We start from the raw sequence: 20,928 nt of genomic DNA, 5'->3' as shown, positions 1-20,928 counted from the left end.
TATTAAGCCGCGGTCGGGCACGGCTACAGGTAAATCAGGAGTCTGCGTTAATGATCACTACCGCAAAACACCGGGAATTAATTATCGGCCCGCTGTGCCGCGAAGGCGCGGTGCGCGTGGAACCGCTCAGCCAGCTGCTTTCGGTCTCCAGCGTCACCATCCGCATCAATCGCGACGTCAAACACACCCTCGCCGACGCCAGCAAATTTGGCCGCACAAGTTTTGCACGATCGCGACATCGGCCAGATCCACCGCCTGGTCACCGACAGCCGCATTCCGGAACACTGTCTGCAGGCGCTACACCCTTTAGGGATCGACGTGATTATCGCCGACCGTTAACCGAGGCTTTTTAAGGAGCTGTCATCATGAACGCGTATTTCTCTTACGAGGCGAATTGGCTGAAGCAGCGCAACGCCTGGCACACCGCCGCAGAAATTTGGCAACAGCCGGATCTGTGGGCGGCGCTGCACCGGCAGCTGCAGGATCAACAGGCGCAATGGCAGCCGTTTCTGGCGCCGCTGCTGGCCAATCCGCGCCTGCAGATCGTGCTGTGCGGCGCCGGCAGCTCGGCGTTCGCCGGCCGCGCCCTGGCCCCCTGGCTGCGCGAACGCACCGGCCGCAACGTGGTGGCCTACGGCACTACCGATATCGTCGCCAACCCGCTGCAGTATCTCGACCCTGAGCGGCCGACGCTGCTGGTCTCCTTCGCCCGCTCGGGCAACAGCCCGGAGAGCGTGGCGACGGTGGAGCTGGCCGACCAACTGCTGCCGGAAAGCTACCACCTGATGCTGGTGTGCAACCCGGACAGCAAGCTGGCGCAGTATGCGCATCGGCGCGACAACGTCTGTTCGCTGGTGATGCCGCAAGGTTCTAACGATCAGAGCTTCGCCATGACCTCCAGCTTCAGCTGCATGATGCTGAGCGCCGCGCTGCTGCTCGGCCCCCTGTCGCTCGAGGCCGCCCAGGCGCCGCTGCATGCCATGGTGCAGCGCTGCCGCGCTCTGCGAGAAACGCTGCAGCCGCAGGTGAAGGCGCTGGCCGCCGGCGGTTTCCGCCGCTACATCACCCTCGGCGGCAGCTGCTTTACCGGCCTCGCCGAAGAGGCCTCGCTCAAGATGCTGGAGCTGACCGCCGGGCGCATCGTTACGCGCTACGACTCGCCGCTCGGCCTGCGTCATGGTCCGAAATTTATGGTCGACGGCCAGACGCTGGTGGTGTTGATGTTCTCGCGCGACGACTACGCCCGCCAGTATGACCGCGATCTATGGAACGAACTGCAGCGCGATGGGCAGGCGATGCAGCTGGTCGGATTGACCGGCGAGCGCCACCCCCTCGCCGATACCCTGCTGCATATGCACGATGCGGCAGACGATATCTGGCTGCTGTTCCCGTATCTGCTGTTCACCCAAATGCTGGCCTTCGAGAGTTCGCTGGCGCTGGGGCTGACCCCAGACAACCCTTGCCCGACCGGCGAGGTTAACCGGGTGGTGAAAGGCGTGACGATTTACCGTTTTCCTTCCCCCGAGCTGTAAGGAGATCCCATGTATCTGATAGCCAACCGAGACATGCTGCTCAAGGCGCAGCGCCAGGGTTACGCCGTTCCGGCGTTTAACGTTCACAATCTGGAAACCGTGCAGGTGGTGGCGGAGACCGCCGCCGAACTGCGCTCGCCGGTGATCATGGCCGGCACGCCCGGCACCTTCAGCTATGCCGGCACCGACTACCTGATCGGTATCTGTCAGGCGGCCGCGCACCGCTACGATCTGCCGCTGGCGCTGCATCTGGATCATCACGAAGAGCTCGATGACATCGAGCACAAGGTGAAAAGCGGCATCCGCTCGGTAATGATCGACGGCTCCCATTTGCCGTTCGAGCAGAATATCGCCAAGGTGGCCGCCGCAGTGGCCCTGTGCCATCGCTACGGTGCCAGCGTGGAGGCGGAGCTGGGCCGCCTGGGCGGGCAAGAGGACGATCTGATCGTCGATACGGCGGACAGCTTCTATACCGACCCGGTGGCGGCACGCGAGTTTGTCGCCGCCACCGGCATCGATTCGCTGGCGGTGGCGATCGGTTCCGCCCACGGCCTGTATCACGGCGAACCGAAGCTGGACTTCGAACGCCTGGCGCTGATCCGCGAACAGGTGGACGTGCCGTTGGTGCTGCATGGCGCCTCCGGCATTCCGGAAGCAATGGTCAAGCGCGCGATTTCGCTCGGCGTTTGCAAGGTCAACGTCGCCACCGAATTGAAAATCGCCTTCGCCGATGCGGTAAAAAGCTACTTTTCACAGCACCCGGACGCCAACGATCCGCGCAAATACATCGTCCCCGGCAAGCTGGCGATGAAAGAAGTGGTGGCGGAAAAGATCCGCATCTGCGGCAGCAGCGGCATGCTGTAACCCCACGCCCGCCCCCGGTTTCAGTGGCTGCACCACGGGGGCGAAAACATCCCGCCATTTTCCGCTTTCCTGAGAGAACGATCACAGCCTGTTATCCCGCCCGCGCCTGAAACCATTAACCGGTCTTCACTATGATCCAAATCATGGTTTTACTCATCCTACCTCTCTATTATCAAATTCATTGAATGCAGGCAGTAGGATTTTTGCCCATTCGTTTTTATTTCGCCAAGCGAAATAGCTTATTTGATGAAAACAAGCGCGCTTGTTTTTTAATTGGCAGTGTTTTTACTCTGAAAGGAACAGCGTATGAACCATTACTTAGCCGTATTAAGCGCATTGGTCATTCTGCCCTTCGCTCTGCAAGCAAAACCGCTTTCCGGCAGCCAGGTCGCCTCTGGCGTCGTCCGCTTCACCGGCGCCATTACCACGCCTGCATGCACCGTCAAACATCAGGATGAAAAACTTATCTCCAGCTGCTTCGGTAAAGTGACGGAATATCAGAACGGGTATATATCCTCTTCGTTAAAAGCGATGCCAAAAGAATTAGTTTCTGCCGTCAGCACTGAGATGGTGAATAACGATCCCCATTTAAAGCGCGTGACCATCAGCTATAAGTAACCACAAAGCGTTACTGCCTGCTGAAATAATAAACAAGACACAACTTGTCTTGATGACTTATAAATTTATTTTATAAATTTATCGCACAATAACTCCCCGCCTTACCGTAAGCCGGCTATTCGGGCGACCCTGCGGTCGCCCATCAGCATGTCCGAAATCCGCCATCGCTCCCTTCCATTTCATGCGATAATCGCCCTACCAAACCGAGGAGTGATCCAGATGCAGACTTTTTTGATTGATCGTACCGCCACGCCGGTGGGAGAACTGGTGCTGATTGCCGATGAACAGGGGCGCCTGCGGGCGATTGACTGGACCGATCACGAAGCGCGCCTGATGAAGCTGCTGAATACCCACTACCGCGCCGATCGGTTCACCCTGCGCGAACAGCGCGATCCCAGCGGGCTGACCGACGCCATGCAGCGCTATTTCGCCGGTGAACTGAGCATTATCGATCGGTTACCGGTGATGACCGCCGGCACCGAGTTCCAACGCACCGTCTGGCAACAGCTGCGCCAAATTCCCTGCGGCGAGATCCTGACCTACGGCCAGCTCGCGCAACGCATCGGCCGTCCGACCGCCTCGCGCGCAGTCGGCATGGCCAACGGTTCAAATCCGATCAGCATCGTCGTGCCCTGCCACCGAGTGATCGGTTCGCAAGGCGCACTGACCGGCTATGCCGGCGGCGTACAGCGCAAACAATGGCTGCTGCAGCACGAAGGCTACTTGCCTAAAAGCCTGCTGTAGCCGCGCCAGGCGATTATCCGGCGCCATTGTTTGGCGACGCTTAATAAAGCCCATTGCTCAACGCCACGCTCGCCGGCCGCTGGGCCCCATGAATAACTTGTGTGAATAAAACGCATAAGTCACAAATAATACTCATAACTTCAGTCCCCTACAGAATAATCGGCGGCATGTGTGCGTAAAATTCGCACACAATGCCCCTATTCAGACTAATGCTACCCTTATCAGCTGCGGCAAAAGATGTTAAAATTGACTCATATCAATTATTGAATGAGCGTAATCTATGATCCCGGAAAAACGCGTGATTCGTCGTATCCAGTCTGGTGGTTGTGCGATCCATTGCCAGGACTGCAGCATCAGCCAGCTGTGCATTCCTTTCACCCTTAATGCCCACGAGCTGGACCAGCTCGACAACATTATCGAGAGGAAAAAGCCCATCCAGAAAGGCCAGACCCTGTTCAAGGCCGGCGACGAGCTGAAATCGCTGTACGCGATCCGTTCCGGGACCATCAAAAGCTACACCATCACCGAGCAAGGCGACGAGCAGATCACCGGTTTCCACCTGGCGGGTGACCTGGTGGGCTTCGACGCCATCGGCGGTCTGAAGCACCCAAGCTTCGCTCAGGCGCTGGAAACCTCGATGGTGTGCGAGATCCCATTCGAAACCCTCGACGATCTGTCCGGCAAAATGCCGAACCTGCGTCAGCAGATCATGCGGTTGATGAGCGGCGAGATCAAAGGCGACCAGGACATGATCCTGCTGTTGTCGAAGAAAAACGCCGAAGAGCGCCTGGCGGCGTTCGTTTACAACCTGTCGCGCCGCTTTGCGGAGCGCGGCTTCTCACCGCGTGAGTTCCGGTTGACCATGACCCGCGGCGACATCGGCAACTACCTTGGGCTGACGGTGGAAACCATCAGCCGCCTGCTGGGCCGCTTCCAGAAAAGCGAAATCCTCAGCGTGAAAGGCAAATACATCACCATCGAAAACGCCGACGCCCTGTCGGTGCTGGCCGGTACGCCGCGTATCAACGTGACCGTCAACGCCTGATTCTCCTGCCGGATCACCATTTCCCCGAAATTGTTGATCCGGCACGCTTCTGTTGTTGTTCTGTTTTTCAATGTTGGGTTACTCTGTAAATTAACAGACTGTTGATTTCAGCTGTAAGGAGGCCCTATGGCGAAGTATCAGAATCTTCTGGTGGCTATTGACCCCAATCAGGACGATCAGCCGGCATTGCGCCGCGCCGTGTACCTGGTAAAACGGAACGGCGGGCGCATCAAGGCCTTCCTGCCCATCTATGACTTCTCTTACGAAATGACGACCCTGCTCTCCCCGGATGAAAGAACGGCGATGCGGCAAGGTGTGATCAGCCAACGCGCCGCCTGGATCAACGAGCAGTGCCGCTTCTATCTCAACGACGGCGTGCCGATCGAAATCAAAGTGGTCTGGCATAACCGCCCCTTCGAAGCCATCATTCAGGAAGTGCTTTCCGGCCAACATGACCTGCTGCTGAAAATGGCGCACCAACACGACCGGTTGGAGTCGGTGATCTTTACCCCCACCGACTGGCACCTGCTGCGCAAATGCCCTTGCCCGGTGTGGATGGTGAAAGACCAGCCCTGGCCGGAAGGCGGCAAGGCGCTGGTGGCGGTCAATCTGGCCAGCGAAGAACCCTATCACGACCCGCTCAATATCAAACTGGTGCAAGAAACCGTCGAACTGGCGCAAAACGTCAACCAGACCGAGGTTCACCTGGTCGGCGCCTATCCCGTTACCCCGATCAACATCGCCATCGAATTGCCCGACTTCGACCCGAGCGTCTACAACGACGCCATTCGCGGCCAGCATCTGATCGCCATGAAGGCGCTGCGGCAAAAATTCTGCATTAAGGAAGAGTTCACCCACGTGGAAAAAGGCCTGCCGGAAGAGGTGATCCCCGATCTGGCCGAACATCTGCAGGCCGGCGTGGTGGTGCTGGGCACCCTGGGCCGCACCGGTATTTCAGCCGCCTTTATCGGCAACACGGCGGAACATGTGATCGATCATCTGAAATGCGACCTGCTGGTGATTAAACCGGAAAACTTCAACTGCCCGATCGAGGCGGATGAAGACGACGAACACGACGACGAAGATTAGGCTTCGCGCATAAAGAAACGGGCCGCTGAAAAGCGGCCCGTTTTTCTTTGGTTGCCCAATTTTACTTCTGCAACGCCCGCAAAATCGCTTCCACGCTGTCTTTGGCGTCGCCAAACAGCATTTGGGTGTTCTCCTTGAAGAACAGCGGATTCTGCACGCCGGCGTAGCCGGTGTTCATCGACCGTTTGAACGCGATCACGTTCTGCGCTTTCCACACTTCCAATACCGGCATGCCGGCGATCGGGCTGCGCGGATCTTCCAGCGCCGCCGGGTTCACCGTATCGTTGGCGCCGATCACCAGCACGGTGTCGGTATCCGGGAAATCGTCGTTGATTTCATCCATCTCCAGCACCACGTCGTACGGCACCTTCGCCTCTGCCAGCAGCACGTTCATGTGGCCCGGCAAGCGCCCCGCGACCGGGTGAATGCCGAAGCGCACCTTCACGCCGCGCGCCCGCAGTTTTTCAGTGATTTCCGCCACCGGATACTGCGCCTGCGCCACCGCCATGCCGTAGCCCGGGGTGATGATCACCGAGGTGGAGTTTTTCAACTGCTCGGCCACCTCTTCCGCCGTGGTTTCACGGTATTCGCCCATCTCTTCGGCATCGCCGGTGGATGAACCGTCGCTGCCGAAACCGCCGGCGATCACGCTGATAAACGAGCGGTTCATCGCCTTGCACATGATGTAAGACAGGATCGCACCCGAAGAGCCCACCAGCGCGCCGGTGACGATCAGCAGATCGTTGCTCAGCATGAAGCCCGCCGCGGCCGCCGCCCACCCCGAGTAGGAGTTGAGCATCGACACCACCACCGGCATGTCGGCGCCGCCGATCGAGGCGACCAGATGCCAGCCGAACGCCAGCGCGATCGCCGTCATCAGCAGCAGCGTCACCACCTGCCAGCCCACGCTGTCGGTGCGCACGAACGCCACCAGCAGCAGGAACGAGATCACCAGCGCCGCCAGGTTCAGCTTGTGGCGATTCGGCAGCATCAACGGCTTGGAAGAAATGATGCCGCGCAGTTTGCCGAAGGCGACGATCGACCCGGTGAAGGTCACCGCACCGATAAAGATGCCGAGGAACACTTCGGTCAGATGGATATTCGCCATCACCGGCTCCATCGGCGCACCGTGATCCAGATAACTGTTGAAACCGACCAGCACCGCGGCCAGGCCAACGAAGCTGTGCAGCACCGCCACCAGCTCCGGCATTTCGGTCATCTCGACCTTCTTCGCCAGATAGACGCCGATCGAGCCGCCGATGATCATGGCGATGATGATCCAGCCGACGTTGCCGGAATCCGGCCCCAGAATGGTCGCGATCAGCGCGATCGCCATGCCGGCGACGCCGAACAGGTTGCCCTGCTTCGACGTTTCATGACGCGACAGGCCCGCCAGGCTGAAAATAAACAAAATAGCGGCAACAATGTATGCAGCTGTAACCAATCCTCCAGACATTTGTTACCCCTTAGTTCTTGCGGAACATCTTCAGCATGCGCTGAGTGACGGTGAACCCACCGAAAATATTGATGCTGGCGATCAGCACGGCGATAAAGGAGAGGAAACTCACCCAGCCGCCGTGGCCAATTTGCAGCAGCGCACCGACCACGATAATCCCTGAGATCGCGTTGGTGACCGACATCAACGGGGTATGCAGCGCATGGCTGACGTTCCAGACCACGTAGTACCCGACCACGCAGGCCAGCGCGAACACGGTAAAGTGCGACAGGAACTCTTTCGGGGCTGCGTCCGCCAGCCAGCCGAACAGCAGGATCGCCAGAGCCATCAGGCCGTACTTCAGCCACGGCGAGGTCGGCTTGGCTTCAGGTTTGGCGACCGGTGCGGCGGCGGGCGCCGCTTTCGGCTGGGCGGAAACCTGGATCGGCGGCGCCGGCCAGGTGATTTCACCGCTGCGCACCACGGTAACGCCGCGGATCACCGTATCGTCGAAATCGATATCGATCTCGCCGTTCTTCTCTTTCGACAGCAGCTTCAGCAGGTTGACCAGGTTGGTGCCGTACAGCTGCGAAGATTGTGTCGGCAAGCGGCTCGGCAGATCGGTATAGCCGATGATTTTCACGCCGTTGTCGGTCATGGTAATGGTGTCGGCCACGGTCAGTTCGCAGTTGCCGCCGGTTTGCGCCGCCAGATCGACGATCACGCTGCCCGGCTTCATCGACGCCACCATCTCTTTGGTGATCAGCTTCGGCGCCGGTTTACCCGGGATCAGCGCGGTGGTGACGATGATGTCAACCTCCGCCGCCTGTGCGGCGAACAGCGCCATCTCTGCCTTGATAAAGGCTTCGGACATCACTTTGGCGTAACCGTCGCCGCTGCCCGCTTCCTCTTCAAAATCCAGCTCGAGGAATTCCGCGCCCATGCTCTGCACCTGCTCTTTCACTTCCGGGCGGGTGTCGAAGGCGCGCACGATGGCGCCGAGGCTGCCCGCAGCGCCGATCGCCGCCAGGCCGGCCACGCCGGCGCCGATGATCATCACCTTGGCCGGCGGCACTTTGCCGGCGGCGGTGATCTGGCCGGTGAAGAAGCGGCCGAACTCATGCGCCGCCTCGACGATGGCGCGGTAGCCGGCGATGTTGGCCATCGAGCTCAGCGCATCCATCGACTGGGCGCGCGAGATGCGCGGCACCGAGTCCATCGCCAGCGCGGTGACGTTGCGCGCCGCCAGCTTGGCCATCAGCTCGGGGTTTTGCGCCGGCCAGATAAAGCTGACCAGCGTGCTGCCTTCGCGCATCAAGGCGATCTCGTCGTCTTGCGGCGCGTTGACTTTCAGGATCAGATCCGACTGCCACACGTCGTTTTCGTCGACCAGCGCCGCGCCGGCGGCTTCGTAGGCGACGTCGTCAAAACTGGCCAGTTTGCCCGCCCCGCGTTCAATCGCGACGGTAAAACCCAGCTTCAGCAGTTGTTCCACCGTTTTCGGCGTGGCTGCGACCCGGGCTTCATTGGCCAACCGCTCTCTTGGTACACCAATACGCATAATGTTCCCTTCTCACCTGTCTTGGATGATGTTTATTATTTTCCTGCCCATAGAACGGCGCCATCGGCGAGCGAGGCGTCAACTTGCCCGCACTGATTTCAGACGCCAACTATAACCTACTGAAAATAAGGTCGATGATCCATAATTGCTTACGCATTCAGCCCTGTTTTTACATAAAAACGCCGGGCGCGATATGACAAATCGCAATTTACAGTGAAAAAATGCATACAGAACAGCACATTCTGCATGGTTAGAGGTTTGCGCCCGGCGTAACGATTTATCGCCATGCGGGGAGGATACGCATAAAAGTTATCATTTTGTGAATAATTAACACTAATGACACCAAAGCCTTTATTATGGAAACTTATGGCGGCGGCGCCATCCGTGCGACCCGCGTCACCGTCAAGGATTTGTCGCACGGGATAACATAAAATGCTGAGACAGTTTTCAGAATTACATGTAATAATTGACGGCTGAATTACACTTAAACAGTTCAGTACGTTATAAACGTTAATGCGCTAGGCGAAAGGATTTTTTATGAAGCTGAAGACCACGATCATCGCGTCAGCCTTGTTATCACTCACCGCGCTGTCCGCTCATGCGGCGCAAGAGTTAACTCCTGAGAAAGCAGCGGCGCTGAAGCCGTTTGATCGCATCACGATTACCGGCCGCTTCAATGCGATCAATGAAGCCGTCGACGCCGTATCCCGCCGTGCAGACAAACTGGGTGCCGATTCCTTCTATATCCAGGACAGCAACAACAGCAATAACGGCGGCAACTGGCGCGTCACCGCAGACCTTTACCATAAAGATGCGCCAGAAGTGAGCAAAACACCAAAATACCGCGTATTTAACGGCGTGAATGAACTGCCTAAAGAGGAAGCCTACCTGCTGGAGCCTTACGATACCGTGAGCGTCAGCGGTTTCTACCGCAGCCAGCCGGACATTAACGACGCCATCTCCAAAGAAGCGCAGAAAAAAGGCGCCGCCTCGTTCTTCATCGTGCGCCAGGTTGACGCCAACTCCGGCGGCAACCAGTTCGTCACCGCCTACATCTATAAGGCCGATGCGCCGAAACGCCGCGTGCAGAGCCCGGACGCCATCCCGGCCGATTCTGACGCCGGCCGCGCCGCGCTGGCCGCCGGCGGCGCCGCAGCCGCGAAAGTCGAAATTCCTGGCGTCGCGTCTTCCGGTTCACCAAGCCGCGAAGTGGGCCGTTTCTTCGAAACCCAGTCCTCTACCGGCCAACGCTATACCGTCACGCTGCCTAACGGCACCAAGATTCAGGAAGTGAACAACGTCACCGCCGCGCAGATGGTGCCATTCGATTCCGTCACCTTCACCGGCCACTTCAACAGCATGACTGACGTGTCCACCGAAGTGGCGAAACGCGCGGCCGAGAAAGGCGCCAAGTACTACCACGTCACTCGCCAGTGGCAGAACAAGAGCGGCGGCAACCTGACCGTCAGCGCCGATCTGTTCAAATAAAACCCGCTTTTCGGTTTACCATCGGGCAGCCCTTGAGCTGCCCGTTTTTATTGCCGCTCTTTTCGCCGCTCGTTGAATAGTTTTTTGTAAATTCCGCATATTCAATCATTGCATCTCTAATCATCCCTCCGTAGAATTTGCGCCAATTTTTAGGGCTATTGTCTATTAGCGCAATGGTTGTTAACACATTGTTGCCGCCAAGCAGTTCCCTTCCAGTTGTTTATTCTGCGTTCAGGATCCGTCATTGGAAAAAAAACTCGGTCTTACCGCGCTAACCGCTTTGGTGCTCAGCTCAATGCTGGGCGCCGGCGTGTTCAGTCTGCCGCAAAACATGGCGCAGGTCGCCAGCCCCGCCGCGCTGCTGCTGGGTTGGGGGATCACCGGCGTCGGCATTCTGTTTTTGGCGTTTGCCATGCTGTTGCTTACGCGTCTGCGCCCGGATCTGGACGGCGGCATCTTCACCTACGCCAAAGAGGGATTCGGCGAGCTGATGGGCTTCTGCTCGGCTTGGGGTTACTGGCTGTGCGCCGTGATCGCCAACGTCTCGTATCTGGTGATCGTGTTCGCGGCATTGAGCATTTTCACCGATCGCGGCGGCAACGTTATTCTCGGTGACGGCAATACCTGGCAGGCGCTGATCGCCGAATCCGCCCTGCTGTGGATCGTGCACGCCCTGGTGCTGCGCGGCGTGCAAACCGCCGCCAGCATCAATCTTGCGGCCACTCTCGCCAAGCTGCTGCCGCTGGGGATGTTCGCCGTTCTGGCGGCGATTGCCTTTAAAATGGACGTGTTCACGCTGGACTTCCAGGGGATCGCCCTCGGCAAGCCGGTATGGGAACAGGTCAAGGACACCATGCTGATCACCCTGTGGGTGTTTATCGGCGTGGAAGGTGCCGTGGTGGTTTCCGCGCGCGCGCGCAATAAGAAGGACGTAGGCCGCGCGACCATGTTGGCGGTGCTGTCGGCGCTGGCGGTGTATCTGATGGTCACCTTGCTGTCGCTGGGCGTGGTGCCGCGCAGCGAACTGGCCGACATGCGCAACCCGTCGATGGCAGTGCTGATGGTGGAACTGATTGGCCCGTGGGGAGACGTAATCATCGCCGCCGGTCTTATCATTTCCGTGTGCGGCGCCTACCTCAGCTGGACCATCATGGCGGCGGAAGTCCCCCTGCTGGCCGCACAGCACGGCGCATTTCCACGCGTGTTCGGCAAACAGAACCGCCATCACGCCCCATCGTCTTCGCTGTGGCTGACCAACATCGCGGTGCAGCTGGCGTTGGTGCTGATCTGGTTGACCGGCAGCAACTACAACTCGCTGTTGACCATCGCGTCGGAAATGATCCTGGTGCCTTACTTCCTGGTCGGCGCATTTCTGTTCAAGGTGGCTTACCGTCGTCGCGACAAGCGCCTGATCTTCGCCGCCACCGGCGCCTGCGTCTATGGTTTATGGCTGCTGTACGCTTCCGGGCTGATGCACCTGCTGATGTCGGTGCTGCTGTATGCGCCGGGCCTGTTGGTGTTCATGTACGCCCGCCGCGGCCATCAGGATATCAATCTGCTGAATCGCCTGGAAAAAGGCAGCATCTTACTGCTGCTGGTGGCCACGCTGCCCGCCGGCTGGTTTATGCTGCACTAAAGTGTCCCGTCAATGCGGCTGCCCGTCAGCCGCATTTTGCTTCCTCTTTTTCCCCTGCTACCGCGTTCCCCCCTTTGCACAGTCAGCCATGCGCCACGCTTGCGATCTCAAATGCAATTAATTATCATTATCATTTATTGGTTAATGGTAAGACGCGAGTGCCCCTGGCGAGAGGCGTCAGGCGGCGGATGAAGACAGGTTGAAAATGGAAGGCATTTCATGGCTGAGAAACTGCTGCACGCATTACCTTTGTTTACCGCCTGGGAGGCGCTGATCGCCGAGGGCAATATGGCGTTTAATCAGCGGCACGATCGCCAGGCGATGGCGCGCTATCAACAGGCGCTGGAGGGGGCTCAGGCGATCATCGCCGAGAAGCCCTGGCTGAATGCGGACTATACCGCCAGATTTGAAGCGCTGAATATTTTCGAGTCTGCCCTTGCCGCGCTGATCGTCACGTTCAACAACATTACCCATCTGCGCCTGCGGCAGAAGCCTCTGCGCGGCGTCGAGCTGCATGTTCATCAGGCCCGAGTCGCTATCGAGCAACTGTTGGACGATACGTCGCTGTGCGAACAGATGCAGCAGATCGCCGAACGGCACCTGCTGCGTTTCAGGATTGAAACCCTGCACCTGCTGCGCGAACACCGGTTGCCGGAAACCAGCGTCTGCGCACCGGCGGCCAACGCTTCCGCTACCTTGCATTAAAAGTGACACACCAATCTGAGGGCCATCTGTAATGAATGAATTGAATGACGAGATGAAGAAGATGCTGGCTAAACAGCTGCCTGTGCAGGCGACCAGCAGCCCGAACGGCGTTCCCGATATCGGCCCCAAGCGCTCTTTGCGCCTCTATGATGACCGTACGCTGATTTACAACGAAAATACCGGTGGCCAAACGCTGAAAAACATCAAGGCCGGCTCGAAAATGGCCGTTGTGGTCATCGATCGCGAGGCGCTGGACGGTTACCGCTTCGTTGGCACGCCCGAACTGTTTCTGGCGGGCAAGCCGTTTGACGATGCGTTGACGTTTGCGGAAAAAAACGGAATGAAGCCGCCGAAGTACGCGGTGTTAATTCATATAGACAGTATTTATACCCTGCGCTCCGGCCCGAATGCCGGGACCCAGCTCTAGACGCCGGCCGTCATGCGGCGTGAGACATCACGTTCATGGTTAGGCCATCGCGACGAGTCAATTGCCTAACCATGAACGGGCGGCCGGGTTGATGCCCGGTCAGCTTTTGGGAGGGATCGCGACGGTCATGCGTTCACCCACCAGAGTAATCGCAATGCCTTCCGCACACTCTTTCTGAATGGCCGCCAGTTGTTGAGCCTCCAGCGCATAAGGCAACTGAATATCAAACACCGCCAGGCCCTGCTGCTGCGCCAGGTCAATCAGGCGCACGATGTTGGTTTCATCGCTGACCTGCGTCGACACCACCTGCAGCGCCAACTCTTTTAACTGCTCTTTGCGCGTTTGCGAGGTGGTCACGCGCGATTTCAACACCATGCCGAAGATCGGCATCACACCATAAATAGCATCAACAAAGCGCCAGTGCTTCCTGCACGATGCGGACAGAAAATCCATATAGTCGAAACAGATTTTCTCACTGCGCGCGATGGATGCAAGGTGATTGCTGTTCATCCCCTCATTCCTCTCATGGCCAGTGTTAACCCGTGGTCTTTCAAGCCGCCGCCGGGGGCAACCTGAAATGCATTGGGGATCTTATATCCAGAAATGGATAATCATGCGAAGCTTTAACGACTTTCCGCCGTATGATGGCATAATTCCCCTATTGTTTGCCAGTCTGTCCAGGAGCTTTAATCAATGGAACACCACAACTCCGCCCCGGTGCTGATTACCGGCGGCGCACGGCGCATAGGGCTGGCGCTCGCCAGAGCGTTTCTCCAGCGCGGCGTTCCGGTCATCATCGCCTACCGCAGCGAATATCCGGCGATGGCCGAGTTGAAAGCCTTGGGCGCCTGCTGCATTCAGGGCGATTTTTCCACCCATGAAGGCATTTATCGTTTCGCCGATCAGGTGCGGCAGGCCGCGCCCAAGCTGCGCGCGGTGATCCACAACGCCAGCGCCTGGCAGGCGGAGTCACCGGAGGTGCCGCCGGAACAGGTCATGGCGGCGATGCTGCAAATTCACGTCTACACGCCCTATTTGCTCAATCAACTGCTCGAGTCCTGCCTGACAGGCCAGGGCCAGGCCGGCGCCGACATTATCCATCTGACCGACTATGTGGTGGAAAAAGGCAGCGACAAGCATATCGCCTACGCCGCCAGCAAAGCCGCGCTGGACAACATGACCCGGTCGTTCGCCCGCAAATTGGCGCCTGAAGTCAAAGTCAACGCCATCGCGCCGGCGCTGATCATCTTCAATCCGGGCGACGACGAAGCTTATCGTCGGCAGGCGCTGGCGAAATCGCTGATGAAGGTCGCGCCGGGCGAGAGCGAAGTGGTCAATCTGGTGAACTACCTGCTGGAGAGCCGCTACGTCACCGGCCGCACCCACGGCGTCGACGGCGGGCGGCCGCTGCGCTGACGCAAAGATCCGCTTGGCGCAACCTCGCGGGCCGCGCTATGCTGAAATCCGCTTTTCTTATTAAAACACGGGCATATGCATAAAATTGTTTTTGTGGAAGACGATCCTGAAGTCGGCAAACTGATCGCCGCCTATCTGGGCAAACACGATATCGAGGTGCTGATCGAACCGCGCGGCGACAGCGCGCAAGCGCGCATCGAGCGCGAGCAACCCGATCTGGTGCTGCTGGACATCATGTTGCCCGGCAAAGACGGCATGACGCTGTGCCGCGATCTGCGCCCCACCTTCCCCGGCCCGATCGTGCTGCTGACCTCGCTCGACAGCGACATGAACCATATCCTGTCGCTGGAGATGGGCGCCAACGACTATATCCTGAAAACCACGCCGCCGGCGGTGTTGCTGGCGCGCCTGCGTTTGCATCTGCGTCAACACAGCCAGCAGCCGAAAGAAGAGTCGGTTCAGCCGCTTACCCAGCATAACGCGCTGCATTTCGGGCTGCTGTGCATCGATCCGGTCAACCGTCAGGTTACGCTGGGCGAGGAAACCATCACCCTGTCCACCTCAGATTTCGATCTGCTGTGGGAGCTGGCGACCCACGCCGGGCAGATCATGGATCGCGAGGCGCTGCTGCAAAACCTGCGCGGCGTGAGCTACGACGGCATGGACCGCAGCATCGACGTGGCGATCTCCCGCCTGCGCCGCAAACTGTACGACAACGCGCTGGAGCCTTTCCGTATCAAGACGGTGCGCAACAAGGGCTATCTGTTCGCCCCTAACGCCTGGGCATCGGTGCAACAATGAGAAAACTTTTCGTCCAGTTCTTCCTGTTGCTGTTCGTCTGTTTTCTGGTGATGGCGATGCTGGTCGGCCTGGTGTACAAGGTGACCGCCGAGCGCGCCGGCCGCCAGTCGATGGACGATTTGATGAAAAGCTCGCTGTACCTGATGCGCAGCGAGCTGCGCGAAATTCCGCTGAAGGACTGGAACAAAACTATCGCCACGCTGGATCTCAATCTGTCGTTCAAGCTTCATATCGAACCGCTCGGCAAACAGGAACTGAGCGAGGATCTGAAAAAGCGGCTGCGGCTGGGTGAAATCATCGCCCTCGACGATCAGTACACTTTTATGCAACGCATTCCGCGCAGCCACTATGTGTTGGTGGTCGGCCCCATTCCTTATCTGTTCTATCTGCACCAGATGCGTCTGCTGGATCTGGTGTTGCTGGTGTTTATCGGCATGTCGCTGGCGCTGCCGGTGTTTCTGTGGATGCGGCCGCACTGGCAAGACCTGCTCAAACTGGAAAACGCCGCTCAGCGGCTCGGCGCCGGGCATCTGGATGAACGCACCCACTTCGATCCCACTTCCAGCCTGAGCCGGCTCGGCGTGGCGTTCAACCAGATGGCCGACAACGTCAACACCCTGATCGCCAGCAAGAAACAGCTGATCGACGGCATCGCCCACGAGCTGCGCACGCCGCTGGTGCGCCTGCGCTATCGGCTCGAGATGAGCGATAACCTGTCCGAAGGCGAGCAGCAGGCGCTGAACCGCGATATCGGCCAACTGGAGTCGCTGATCGACGAGCTGCTGACCTATGCCCGCCTGGATCGGCCGCAGGTTGCGTTAAACATTGAACCCATCGATCTGCCAAAGTGGCTGGAGGACAAGGTCGATGATATCCGCCTTATCCATCAGGAACGCGACATCCAGCTCGACATCCCGCACGTCGGCGATTTCGGCGGCGTCGATCTGCGCCTGATGGAGCGCGTGCTCGATAACCTGGTCAACAACGCGCTGCGCTATTCCGAGCAGCGCCTGCGCGTTGGGTTGTGGTTCGACGGTGACCTCGCCTGTTTGCAGGTCGAAGATGACGGGCCGGGTATCCCGCCGGAAGAGCGCGAGCGGGTGTTCGAGCCTTTCGTTCGCCTCGATCCCAGCCGCGATCGCGCCACCGGCGGCTGCGGGCTGGGGCTGGCCATCGTCCATTCCATCGCCGTCGCCTACCAGGGACAGGTGTTCGTCGAAGGCAGTTCGCTCGGCGGCGCCAGCTTCCGTTTCTGCTGGCCGGTGAAGCCGACATTCAGTTTAAAAGCCGATCTGGCGTAATACCGCCGGACCCTTCTCATTGGAGCCGAATAATAATGACATCTGCACCTTCCAACACGTCTGCTTACGATCACCTGCGCGCGCTTTTTAGCCGGCTGTCGCGTTTCGGCCACCTGTCCGCCATCGCCGGTTGGGACATGCAAACCATGATGCCGCCTGGCGGCAGCAAGGCGCGCTCCGAAGCCCTGGCCGAATTGAGCGTGCTGCAGCACCAGATTTTAACGGCACAAAGCACCGGCGCGCTGTTGGATCGCGCGCAGCAAGAGACGCTGGACGAGATCGACCGCGCCAACCTGCGCGAAATGCGCCGCCAGTATGAAGACGCGGTGCTGCTGCCGGCGTCGCTGGTCGAAGCCAAATCGCTGGCCGGCGCCCGCTGTGAACACGCCTGGCGCGCCCAGCGCCCGGCCAACGACTGGGATGGCTTCGCGGAGAATCTGCGCGACGTGGTCAAACTCAGCCGGGAAGAGGCGCAGATCCGCGCGCAGGCGGCCGGCACCAGCCGTTACGATGCCCTGCTCAACCTGTATGAGCCGGGCATGCGCAGCAGCGATCTCGATCGCATCTTCGGCGATTTGAAAACCTGGCTGCCGGATTTGCTGCAGCGCGTGGTGGCCAAACAGGCCAATGAACCCTGCCTGGCGCCGCAGGGCCCGTTCAATGTGGACACCCAGCGCCAGCTGAGCCTGAGCGTGATGAAGCTGCTCGGTTTCAACTTCGACAACGGCCGCGTCGACGTCAGCGCCCACCCGTTCTGCGGCGGCGTGCCGGAGGATGTGCGCATCACCACGCGTTACAACGAGAAAGAGTTCCTGACCGCGCTGCTCGGGATCGTACACGAGACTGGCCACGCCCGTTACGAACAGAACTTGCCGCGCGATCTGCTCGGCCAACCGGTCGCCCTGGCTCGCTCCACCGCCATCCACGAATCGCAGAGCCTGCTGTTCGAAATGCAGCTGGCGCGCGGCAATGAATTCCTGAAAATCTTGCGTCCGTTGGTTACCGCGCAGTTTGGCGAACAGCCAGCGCTGGAAGAAGCCAACTTCATTCGCCTCAACCAGCGGGTGAAACCGGGCCTGATCCGCGTCGACGCCGACGAGGTGAGCTATCCCGCTCACGTCATCCTGCGCTACGAAATTGAAAAAGCGCTGATCGAAGGCGAGATCGAAGTGGAGGACATTCCGGCGCTGTGGAATGAAAAGATGCACGCTTACCTGGGCCTCGATACCATCGGCAACTACCGCAACGGTTGCATGCAGGATATCCACTGGACCGACGGCGCCTTCGGCTACTTCCCGACTTATACCCTCGGCGCGATGTACGCCGCGCAGCTGTTCCACAGCGTGCGTCAGGCTCTGCCTTCGCTGAATGAGGACATCGCCGCCGGCAATCTGCAGCCGTTGTTCCACTGGTTGCAGCATAACATCTGGCGCCACGGCAGCCGTTTCCCGACCGACACGCTGATCGCCAATGCAACCGGTGAAGAGCTCAATCCGCGCTACTTCCGCCAGCATTTGAAAAACCGCTACCTGTAATCTCTCCCCGTGCGCGGCCACGGCCGCGCCCTTTTTCCCCTGCTTGACTTAATAATGTTACATAGCGCGTTTTCCTTGCCGGCAACGCCTTGGCTACAGGGTGGCGGGTTGCTACTCACCAACAGTATGTTGTAACTAAAACCATAAACAGCAGCGCCCCTATCTGCCTCTCATCCCAGCGCATGACGAGCGATCATCGTCACCAGTTGTGGTCTCAACGCGGCGGGCAGATCATGCCCCATGCCCGGCATAATCTGCAATCTGGCGTTGGCGACGGCCCGAGCGATCGCCACCCCGCCGGCCTTGCGCACCAGCCGATCGCGATCGCCGTGAATCACCAGCGTCGGCGCGGCGATGCGCCGACTGTAACGCCGCAGATCGCCGCTGCCGAGCAGCGCGGAAAGTTGCCGCTGCATGCCCTCCGGATCCACGCCCCGCTTCAGCAACCGCTTCACCAGGGCATCCAGCTCCGCCTCCTCCGGCGGATAAGTCGCGGTGCCAAGCGCGCGCAGAAAGGCCTTCATCCCTTCCTGGCGCTGCTGCAGCGTCATATCGGCGGCAGGCCGGCGCACCAGCAACCACAGCAGCGAAGGCGCCGGCGGCGGTAACAGCGGTTGATTGGTGCTGGAAAACAAGATGCATAACGAGGCGACGCGCTGCGGGTATTCGGCGGCCAACACCTGGGCGATCATCCCCCCCATCGAGGCGCCAAGGACATGAGCCTGAGGAATGCGTAAATGATCGAGCAGATGCGCTGCGTCCGTCGCCATATCCGCCAGGGTATAAGGCACCGGCGTTTGCCAGCCGAACTGGGCACGCAACATCAACAGCCACAGCGGCGTCTTGCGCTGCGCCCGCGTTTTACCGGAAAGGCCGACGTCGCGGTTGTCGTAGCGGATCACCCGAAATCCCTTGGCGACCAGAGCGCGGCAGAAATCGTCAGGCCACAGCAAAAGCTGCGCGCCGATGCCCATGATTAACAACAGCGGCGGATGCGCCTCATCGCCCCAGTCTTCATAGGCCAGCGGCACCTCACCCTGTTCCGTCACGCCACAACGAACCGTTATCTCGTTCATTTTAAATCCCTTTTATCGAGCCTGACGGTCATTATAGCAGCAATCCCTCCTGCCGCTGCCGCCGCCGCCCTGTACATTAGGTTACAAGCCGAAACCAATCACTCACGGAAAGCCGGACGCCGTTTGCCTACTATCATCTCAACGGCCCCGCAGTGGGGTTGATACCCAAAAGTCATGTTGAGGATTCTGCGATGAAAAAAGTATTAGCTCTGGTTGTTGCCGCTGCAATGGGTCTGTCTTCCGTGGCTTTCGCTGCCGAGGCTGCCACCACTACCGCACCTGCGGCTACCGCAACCACCGCCACCGCTGCGCCGGCTAAAGCTCAGGTGAAACACCACGGCAAGAAAGCCCCGGTACAGAAAGCTCAGGCGGCCAAAAAGCATCACAAGAAAGCCGGCAAAAAAGCCCCGGCGCAAAAAGCTCAGGCGGCTAAAAAGCACCACAAGAAAGCCAGCCACAAAAAAGCGTAATGTCGTGAGGTTCCCCTCACCGCTTCAGGCTTGACGTGCACGACACCCGGTTCACCGGGTGTTTTTTCATCCGGGGGGTTCTCATTGATGCTGCGCCGCTACCTGTTCGAGATCATTCTGACCGCCCTGATCCTCTGTGGACTGATCGCCGTCTTTTTTTATCTGTAGCCTGTCGCCTCGCCGGCGGGAAATTATTGAAAAATCAGTTATTGCCCATCCACATGGCTGCTAAATCAGTCTATAGTTAGCATTCAGTGTGTTTATGGATGATCCGTATTTGTCAGGCAAGAGATCTATGCGCATATCCGTTTTACTGTTGCTGTGCTCACTCCCGCTCATCGCCTCCCAGGCGGCACGCGCCGACGGCCCGTCCAAGGCCGAGCAAACGCGTCTGTTTTTCGGCAAAGATGAACGAATCAAGGTCACGGATACCGCCGCCCAGCCGTGGCAAGCCATCGGCCAGGTCGAAACCGCCAGCGGCAATCTGTGTACCGCCACGCTGATCTCCCCACACCTGGCGCTGACCGCCGGCCATTGCGTGCTGGCGCCGCCGGGACAATTGGATAAAGCCGTCGCCCTGCGCTTCGTGGCGAGCGATAAATCATGGCAGTATCAAACCGACAATATTGAAACCCTGGTCGACAGCAAACTGGGCAAAAAGCTGAAACCGGACGGCGACGGCTGGATCGTGCCGCCCGCCGCCGCCGCTTATGACTTTGCGCTGATCCGGCTGAAAGACAAAACGCCGCTGCCGATCGCCCCGCTGCCGCTGTGGCAAGGCGACAGCAAGGCGTTGACTCAGGCCCTGAAACAGGCCAAACGGCTGATCACCCAGGCGGGCTACCCGGAGGACCATCTTGATGACCTCTACAGCCACCAAAACTGCAAGGTGACCGGCTGGGCCCAGCAAGGGGTGCTGTCGCACCAGTGTGATACCCTGCCCGGCGACAGCGGCTCACCGCTGCTGCTGAAAACCGCCGACGGCTGGCAGCTGATCGCCATCCAGAGTTCGGCACCGGCGGCGAAAGATCGTTACCGCGCCGATAACCGCGCTCTGGCAGTGCCCGGCATCCGCGAGGCGCTGGACGCCCTGGCGGCAGGCAAGTAGCTCAACGGCGCATTAAGCGCCGTTGCTGTTTCTCTGTTCCCTGAATTTCAACTTGCGCTGCGCCGGCCGTTTGCCGG

21 protein-coding genes and 1 pseudogene are annotated in these 20,928 nt (G+C 59.1%); 17 read left to right on the top strand and 5 right to left on the bottom strand.

Annotation, left to right across the window (positions count from 1 at the left end; translation table 11 throughout):
- Positions 1-188: 188 nt before the first annotated feature.
- The 7 genes and pseudogenes from ACJ8PE_RS05110 to uspE form a co-directional block, all read left to right on the top strand.
- Positions 189-339: pseudogene (locus ACJ8PE_RS05110) on the top strand (transcriptional repressor AgaR); the annotation flags it as partial.
- 26 nt (positions 340-365) lie between these two features.
- Positions 366-1,532 carry an SIS domain-containing protein gene (locus ACJ8PE_RS05105; RefSeq protein WP_197792515.1) on the top strand — a complete coding sequence of 389 codons (1,167 nt, stop codon included), beginning with the start codon at positions 366-368 and terminating at the stop codon, positions 1,530-1,532.
- Between the two features lie 9 nt (positions 1,533-1,541).
- Positions 1,542-2,396 carry a tagatose bisphosphate family class II aldolase gene (locus ACJ8PE_RS05100; protein ID WP_033650298.1) on the top strand — a complete coding sequence of 285 codons (855 nt, stop codon included), beginning with the start codon at positions 1,542-1,544 and terminating at the stop codon, positions 2,394-2,396.
- A gap of 306 nt (positions 2,397-2,702) precedes the next feature.
- The gene (locus tag ACJ8PE_RS05095) at positions 2,703-3,014 is read left to right on the top strand and encodes a hypothetical protein (protein ID WP_197759798.1); all 312 of its coding nucleotides are present in this window, start codon (positions 2,703-2,705) and stop codon (positions 3,012-3,014) included.
- Between the two features lie 219 nt (positions 3,015-3,233).
- Complete coding sequence (gene ogt, locus ACJ8PE_RS05090) at positions 3,234-3,758, top strand: methylated-DNA--[protein]-cysteine S-methyltransferase (protein WP_004938274.1); 525 nt, start codon at positions 3,234-3,236, stop codon at positions 3,756-3,758.
- A gap of 280 nt (positions 3,759-4,038) precedes the next feature.
- Positions 4,039-4,803 carry an FNR family transcription factor gene (locus ACJ8PE_RS05085; protein ID WP_004938278.1) on the top strand — a complete coding sequence of 255 codons (765 nt, stop codon included), beginning with the start codon at positions 4,039-4,041 and terminating at the stop codon, positions 4,801-4,803.
- A gap of 126 nt (positions 4,804-4,929) precedes the next feature.
- On the top strand, positions 4,930-5,892 hold the full coding sequence (uspE, locus tag ACJ8PE_RS05080) for a universal stress protein UspE (RefSeq protein WP_004938281.1): 963 nt from the start codon (positions 4,930-4,932) through the stop codon (positions 5,890-5,892).
- Between the two features lie 61 nt (positions 5,893-5,953).
- On the opposite strand, the gene pntB is transcribed toward uspE, so the two are convergent.
- Entirely contained in the window at positions 5,954-7,348 is a 1,395-nt protein-coding gene (gene pntB, locus ACJ8PE_RS05075; RefSeq protein WP_025159771.1) for a Re/Si-specific NAD(P)(+) transhydrogenase subunit beta, read from the bottom strand.
- Positions 7,349-7,358: 10 nt separating this feature from the next.
- Positions 7,359-8,888 carry a Re/Si-specific NAD(P)(+) transhydrogenase subunit alpha gene (gene pntA, locus ACJ8PE_RS05070; RefSeq protein ID WP_197759797.1) on the bottom strand — a complete coding sequence of 510 codons (1,530 nt, stop codon included), beginning with the start codon at positions 8,886-8,888 and terminating at the stop codon, positions 7,359-7,361.
- Between the two features lie 537 nt (positions 8,889-9,425).
- On the opposite strand from pntA, the gene ydgH reads away from it, so the two are divergent.
- Positions 9,426-10,376 carry a DUF1471 family protein YdgH gene (gene ydgH, locus ACJ8PE_RS05065; RefSeq protein ID WP_025302966.1) on the top strand — a complete coding sequence of 317 codons (951 nt, stop codon included), beginning with the start codon at positions 9,426-9,428 and terminating at the stop codon, positions 10,374-10,376.
- Here the strand turns inward: ydgH and ACJ8PE_RS05060 are convergent.
- The gene (locus tag ACJ8PE_RS05060) at positions 10,369-10,563 is read right to left on the bottom strand and encodes a hypothetical protein (RefSeq protein WP_127897184.1); all 195 of its coding nucleotides are present in this window, start codon (positions 10,561-10,563) and stop codon (positions 10,369-10,371) included. The genes ydgH and ACJ8PE_RS05060 overlap by 8 nt on opposite strands.
- Before the next feature lie 57 nt (positions 10,564-10,620).
- Between ACJ8PE_RS05060 and ACJ8PE_RS05055 the strand changes: the two genes are divergently transcribed.
- The 3 genes from ACJ8PE_RS05055 (at position 10,621) to ACJ8PE_RS05045 (ending at position 13,144) form a co-directional block, all read left to right on the top strand.
- On the top strand, positions 10,621-12,012 hold the full coding sequence (locus ACJ8PE_RS05055) for an amino acid permease (protein ID WP_033643208.1): 1,392 nt from the start codon (positions 10,621-10,623) through the stop codon (positions 12,010-12,012).
- Positions 12,013-12,231: 219 nt separating this feature from the next.
- Positions 12,232-12,717 (top strand): hypothetical protein, encoded by a 486-nt coding sequence (locus ACJ8PE_RS05050; RefSeq protein ID WP_046687122.1) that lies wholly within the window; start codon positions 12,232-12,234, stop codon positions 12,715-12,717.
- Positions 12,718-12,769: 52 nt separating this feature from the next.
- Positions 12,770-13,144: a pyridoxamine 5'-phosphate oxidase family protein gene (locus ACJ8PE_RS05045; RefSeq protein WP_226886078.1), complete on the top strand. Its 375-nt coding sequence runs from the start codon at positions 12,770-12,772 to the stop codon at positions 13,142-13,144.
- Positions 13,145-13,243: 99 nt separating this feature from the next.
- Here the strand turns inward: ACJ8PE_RS05045 and ACJ8PE_RS05040 are convergent, their stop codons facing one another.
- Entirely contained in the window at positions 13,244-13,654 is a 411-nt protein-coding gene (locus ACJ8PE_RS05040; protein WP_033643211.1) for a hypothetical protein, read from the bottom strand.
- A gap of 183 nt (positions 13,655-13,837) precedes the next feature.
- Between ACJ8PE_RS05040 and folM the strand changes: the two genes are divergently transcribed.
- The 4 genes from folM (at position 13,838) to ACJ8PE_RS05020 (ending at position 18,197) form a co-directional block, all read left to right on the top strand.
- Positions 13,838-14,560 (top strand): dihydromonapterin reductase, encoded by a 723-nt coding sequence (gene folM / locus ACJ8PE_RS05035; protein WP_033643212.1) that lies wholly within the window; start codon positions 13,838-13,840, stop codon positions 14,558-14,560.
- Positions 14,561-14,635: 75 nt separating this feature from the next.
- Entirely contained in the window at positions 14,636-15,361 is a 726-nt protein-coding gene (gene rstA, locus ACJ8PE_RS05030; protein WP_004938307.1) for a two-component system response regulator RstA, read from the top strand.
- Positions 15,358-16,662, top strand: a complete 1,305-nt coding sequence (gene rstB / locus ACJ8PE_RS05025) for a two-component system sensor histidine kinase RstB (protein ID WP_033643213.1) — start codon at positions 15,358-15,360, stop codon at positions 16,660-16,662. The genes rstA and rstB overlap by 4 nt, the downstream gene beginning before the upstream one ends.
- Before the next feature lie 35 nt (positions 16,663-16,697).
- Entirely contained in the window at positions 16,698-18,197 is a 1,500-nt protein-coding gene (locus ACJ8PE_RS05020; protein WP_442536720.1) for a carboxypeptidase M32, read from the top strand.
- A 170-nt stretch (positions 18,198-18,367) separates the two neighbouring features.
- Here ACJ8PE_RS05020 and ACJ8PE_RS05015 read toward each other — a convergent pair whose 3' ends face one another.
- Positions 18,368-19,273, bottom strand: a complete 906-nt coding sequence (locus tag ACJ8PE_RS05015; RefSeq protein WP_042784629.1) for an alpha/beta fold hydrolase — start codon at positions 19,271-19,273, stop codon at positions 18,368-18,370.
- Positions 19,274-19,464: 191 nt separating this feature from the next.
- On the opposite strand from ACJ8PE_RS05015, the gene asr reads away from it, so the two are divergent.
- Together asr and ACJ8PE_RS05005 are read left to right on the top strand one after the other, a co-directional pair.
- Complete coding sequence (asr, locus tag ACJ8PE_RS05010) at positions 19,465-19,743, top strand: acid resistance repetitive basic protein Asr (protein WP_033643216.1); 279 nt, start codon at positions 19,465-19,467, stop codon at positions 19,741-19,743.
- Positions 19,744-20,038: 295 nt separating this feature from the next.
- A complete protein-coding gene (locus tag ACJ8PE_RS05005) occupies positions 20,039-20,851 on the top strand; it encodes a trypsin-like serine peptidase (protein WP_193160178.1) in 813 nt (270 codons plus the stop codon).
- Positions 20,852-20,928: the final 77 nt, after the last annotated feature.

This window comes from Serratia sp. CY74737, from assembly GCF_052166775.1.
GTDB lineage: Bacteria > Pseudomonadota > Gammaproteobacteria > Enterobacterales > Enterobacteriaceae > Serratia > Serratia ureilytica.
This window is presented reverse-complemented; position numbering and strand designations above follow the sequence as displayed.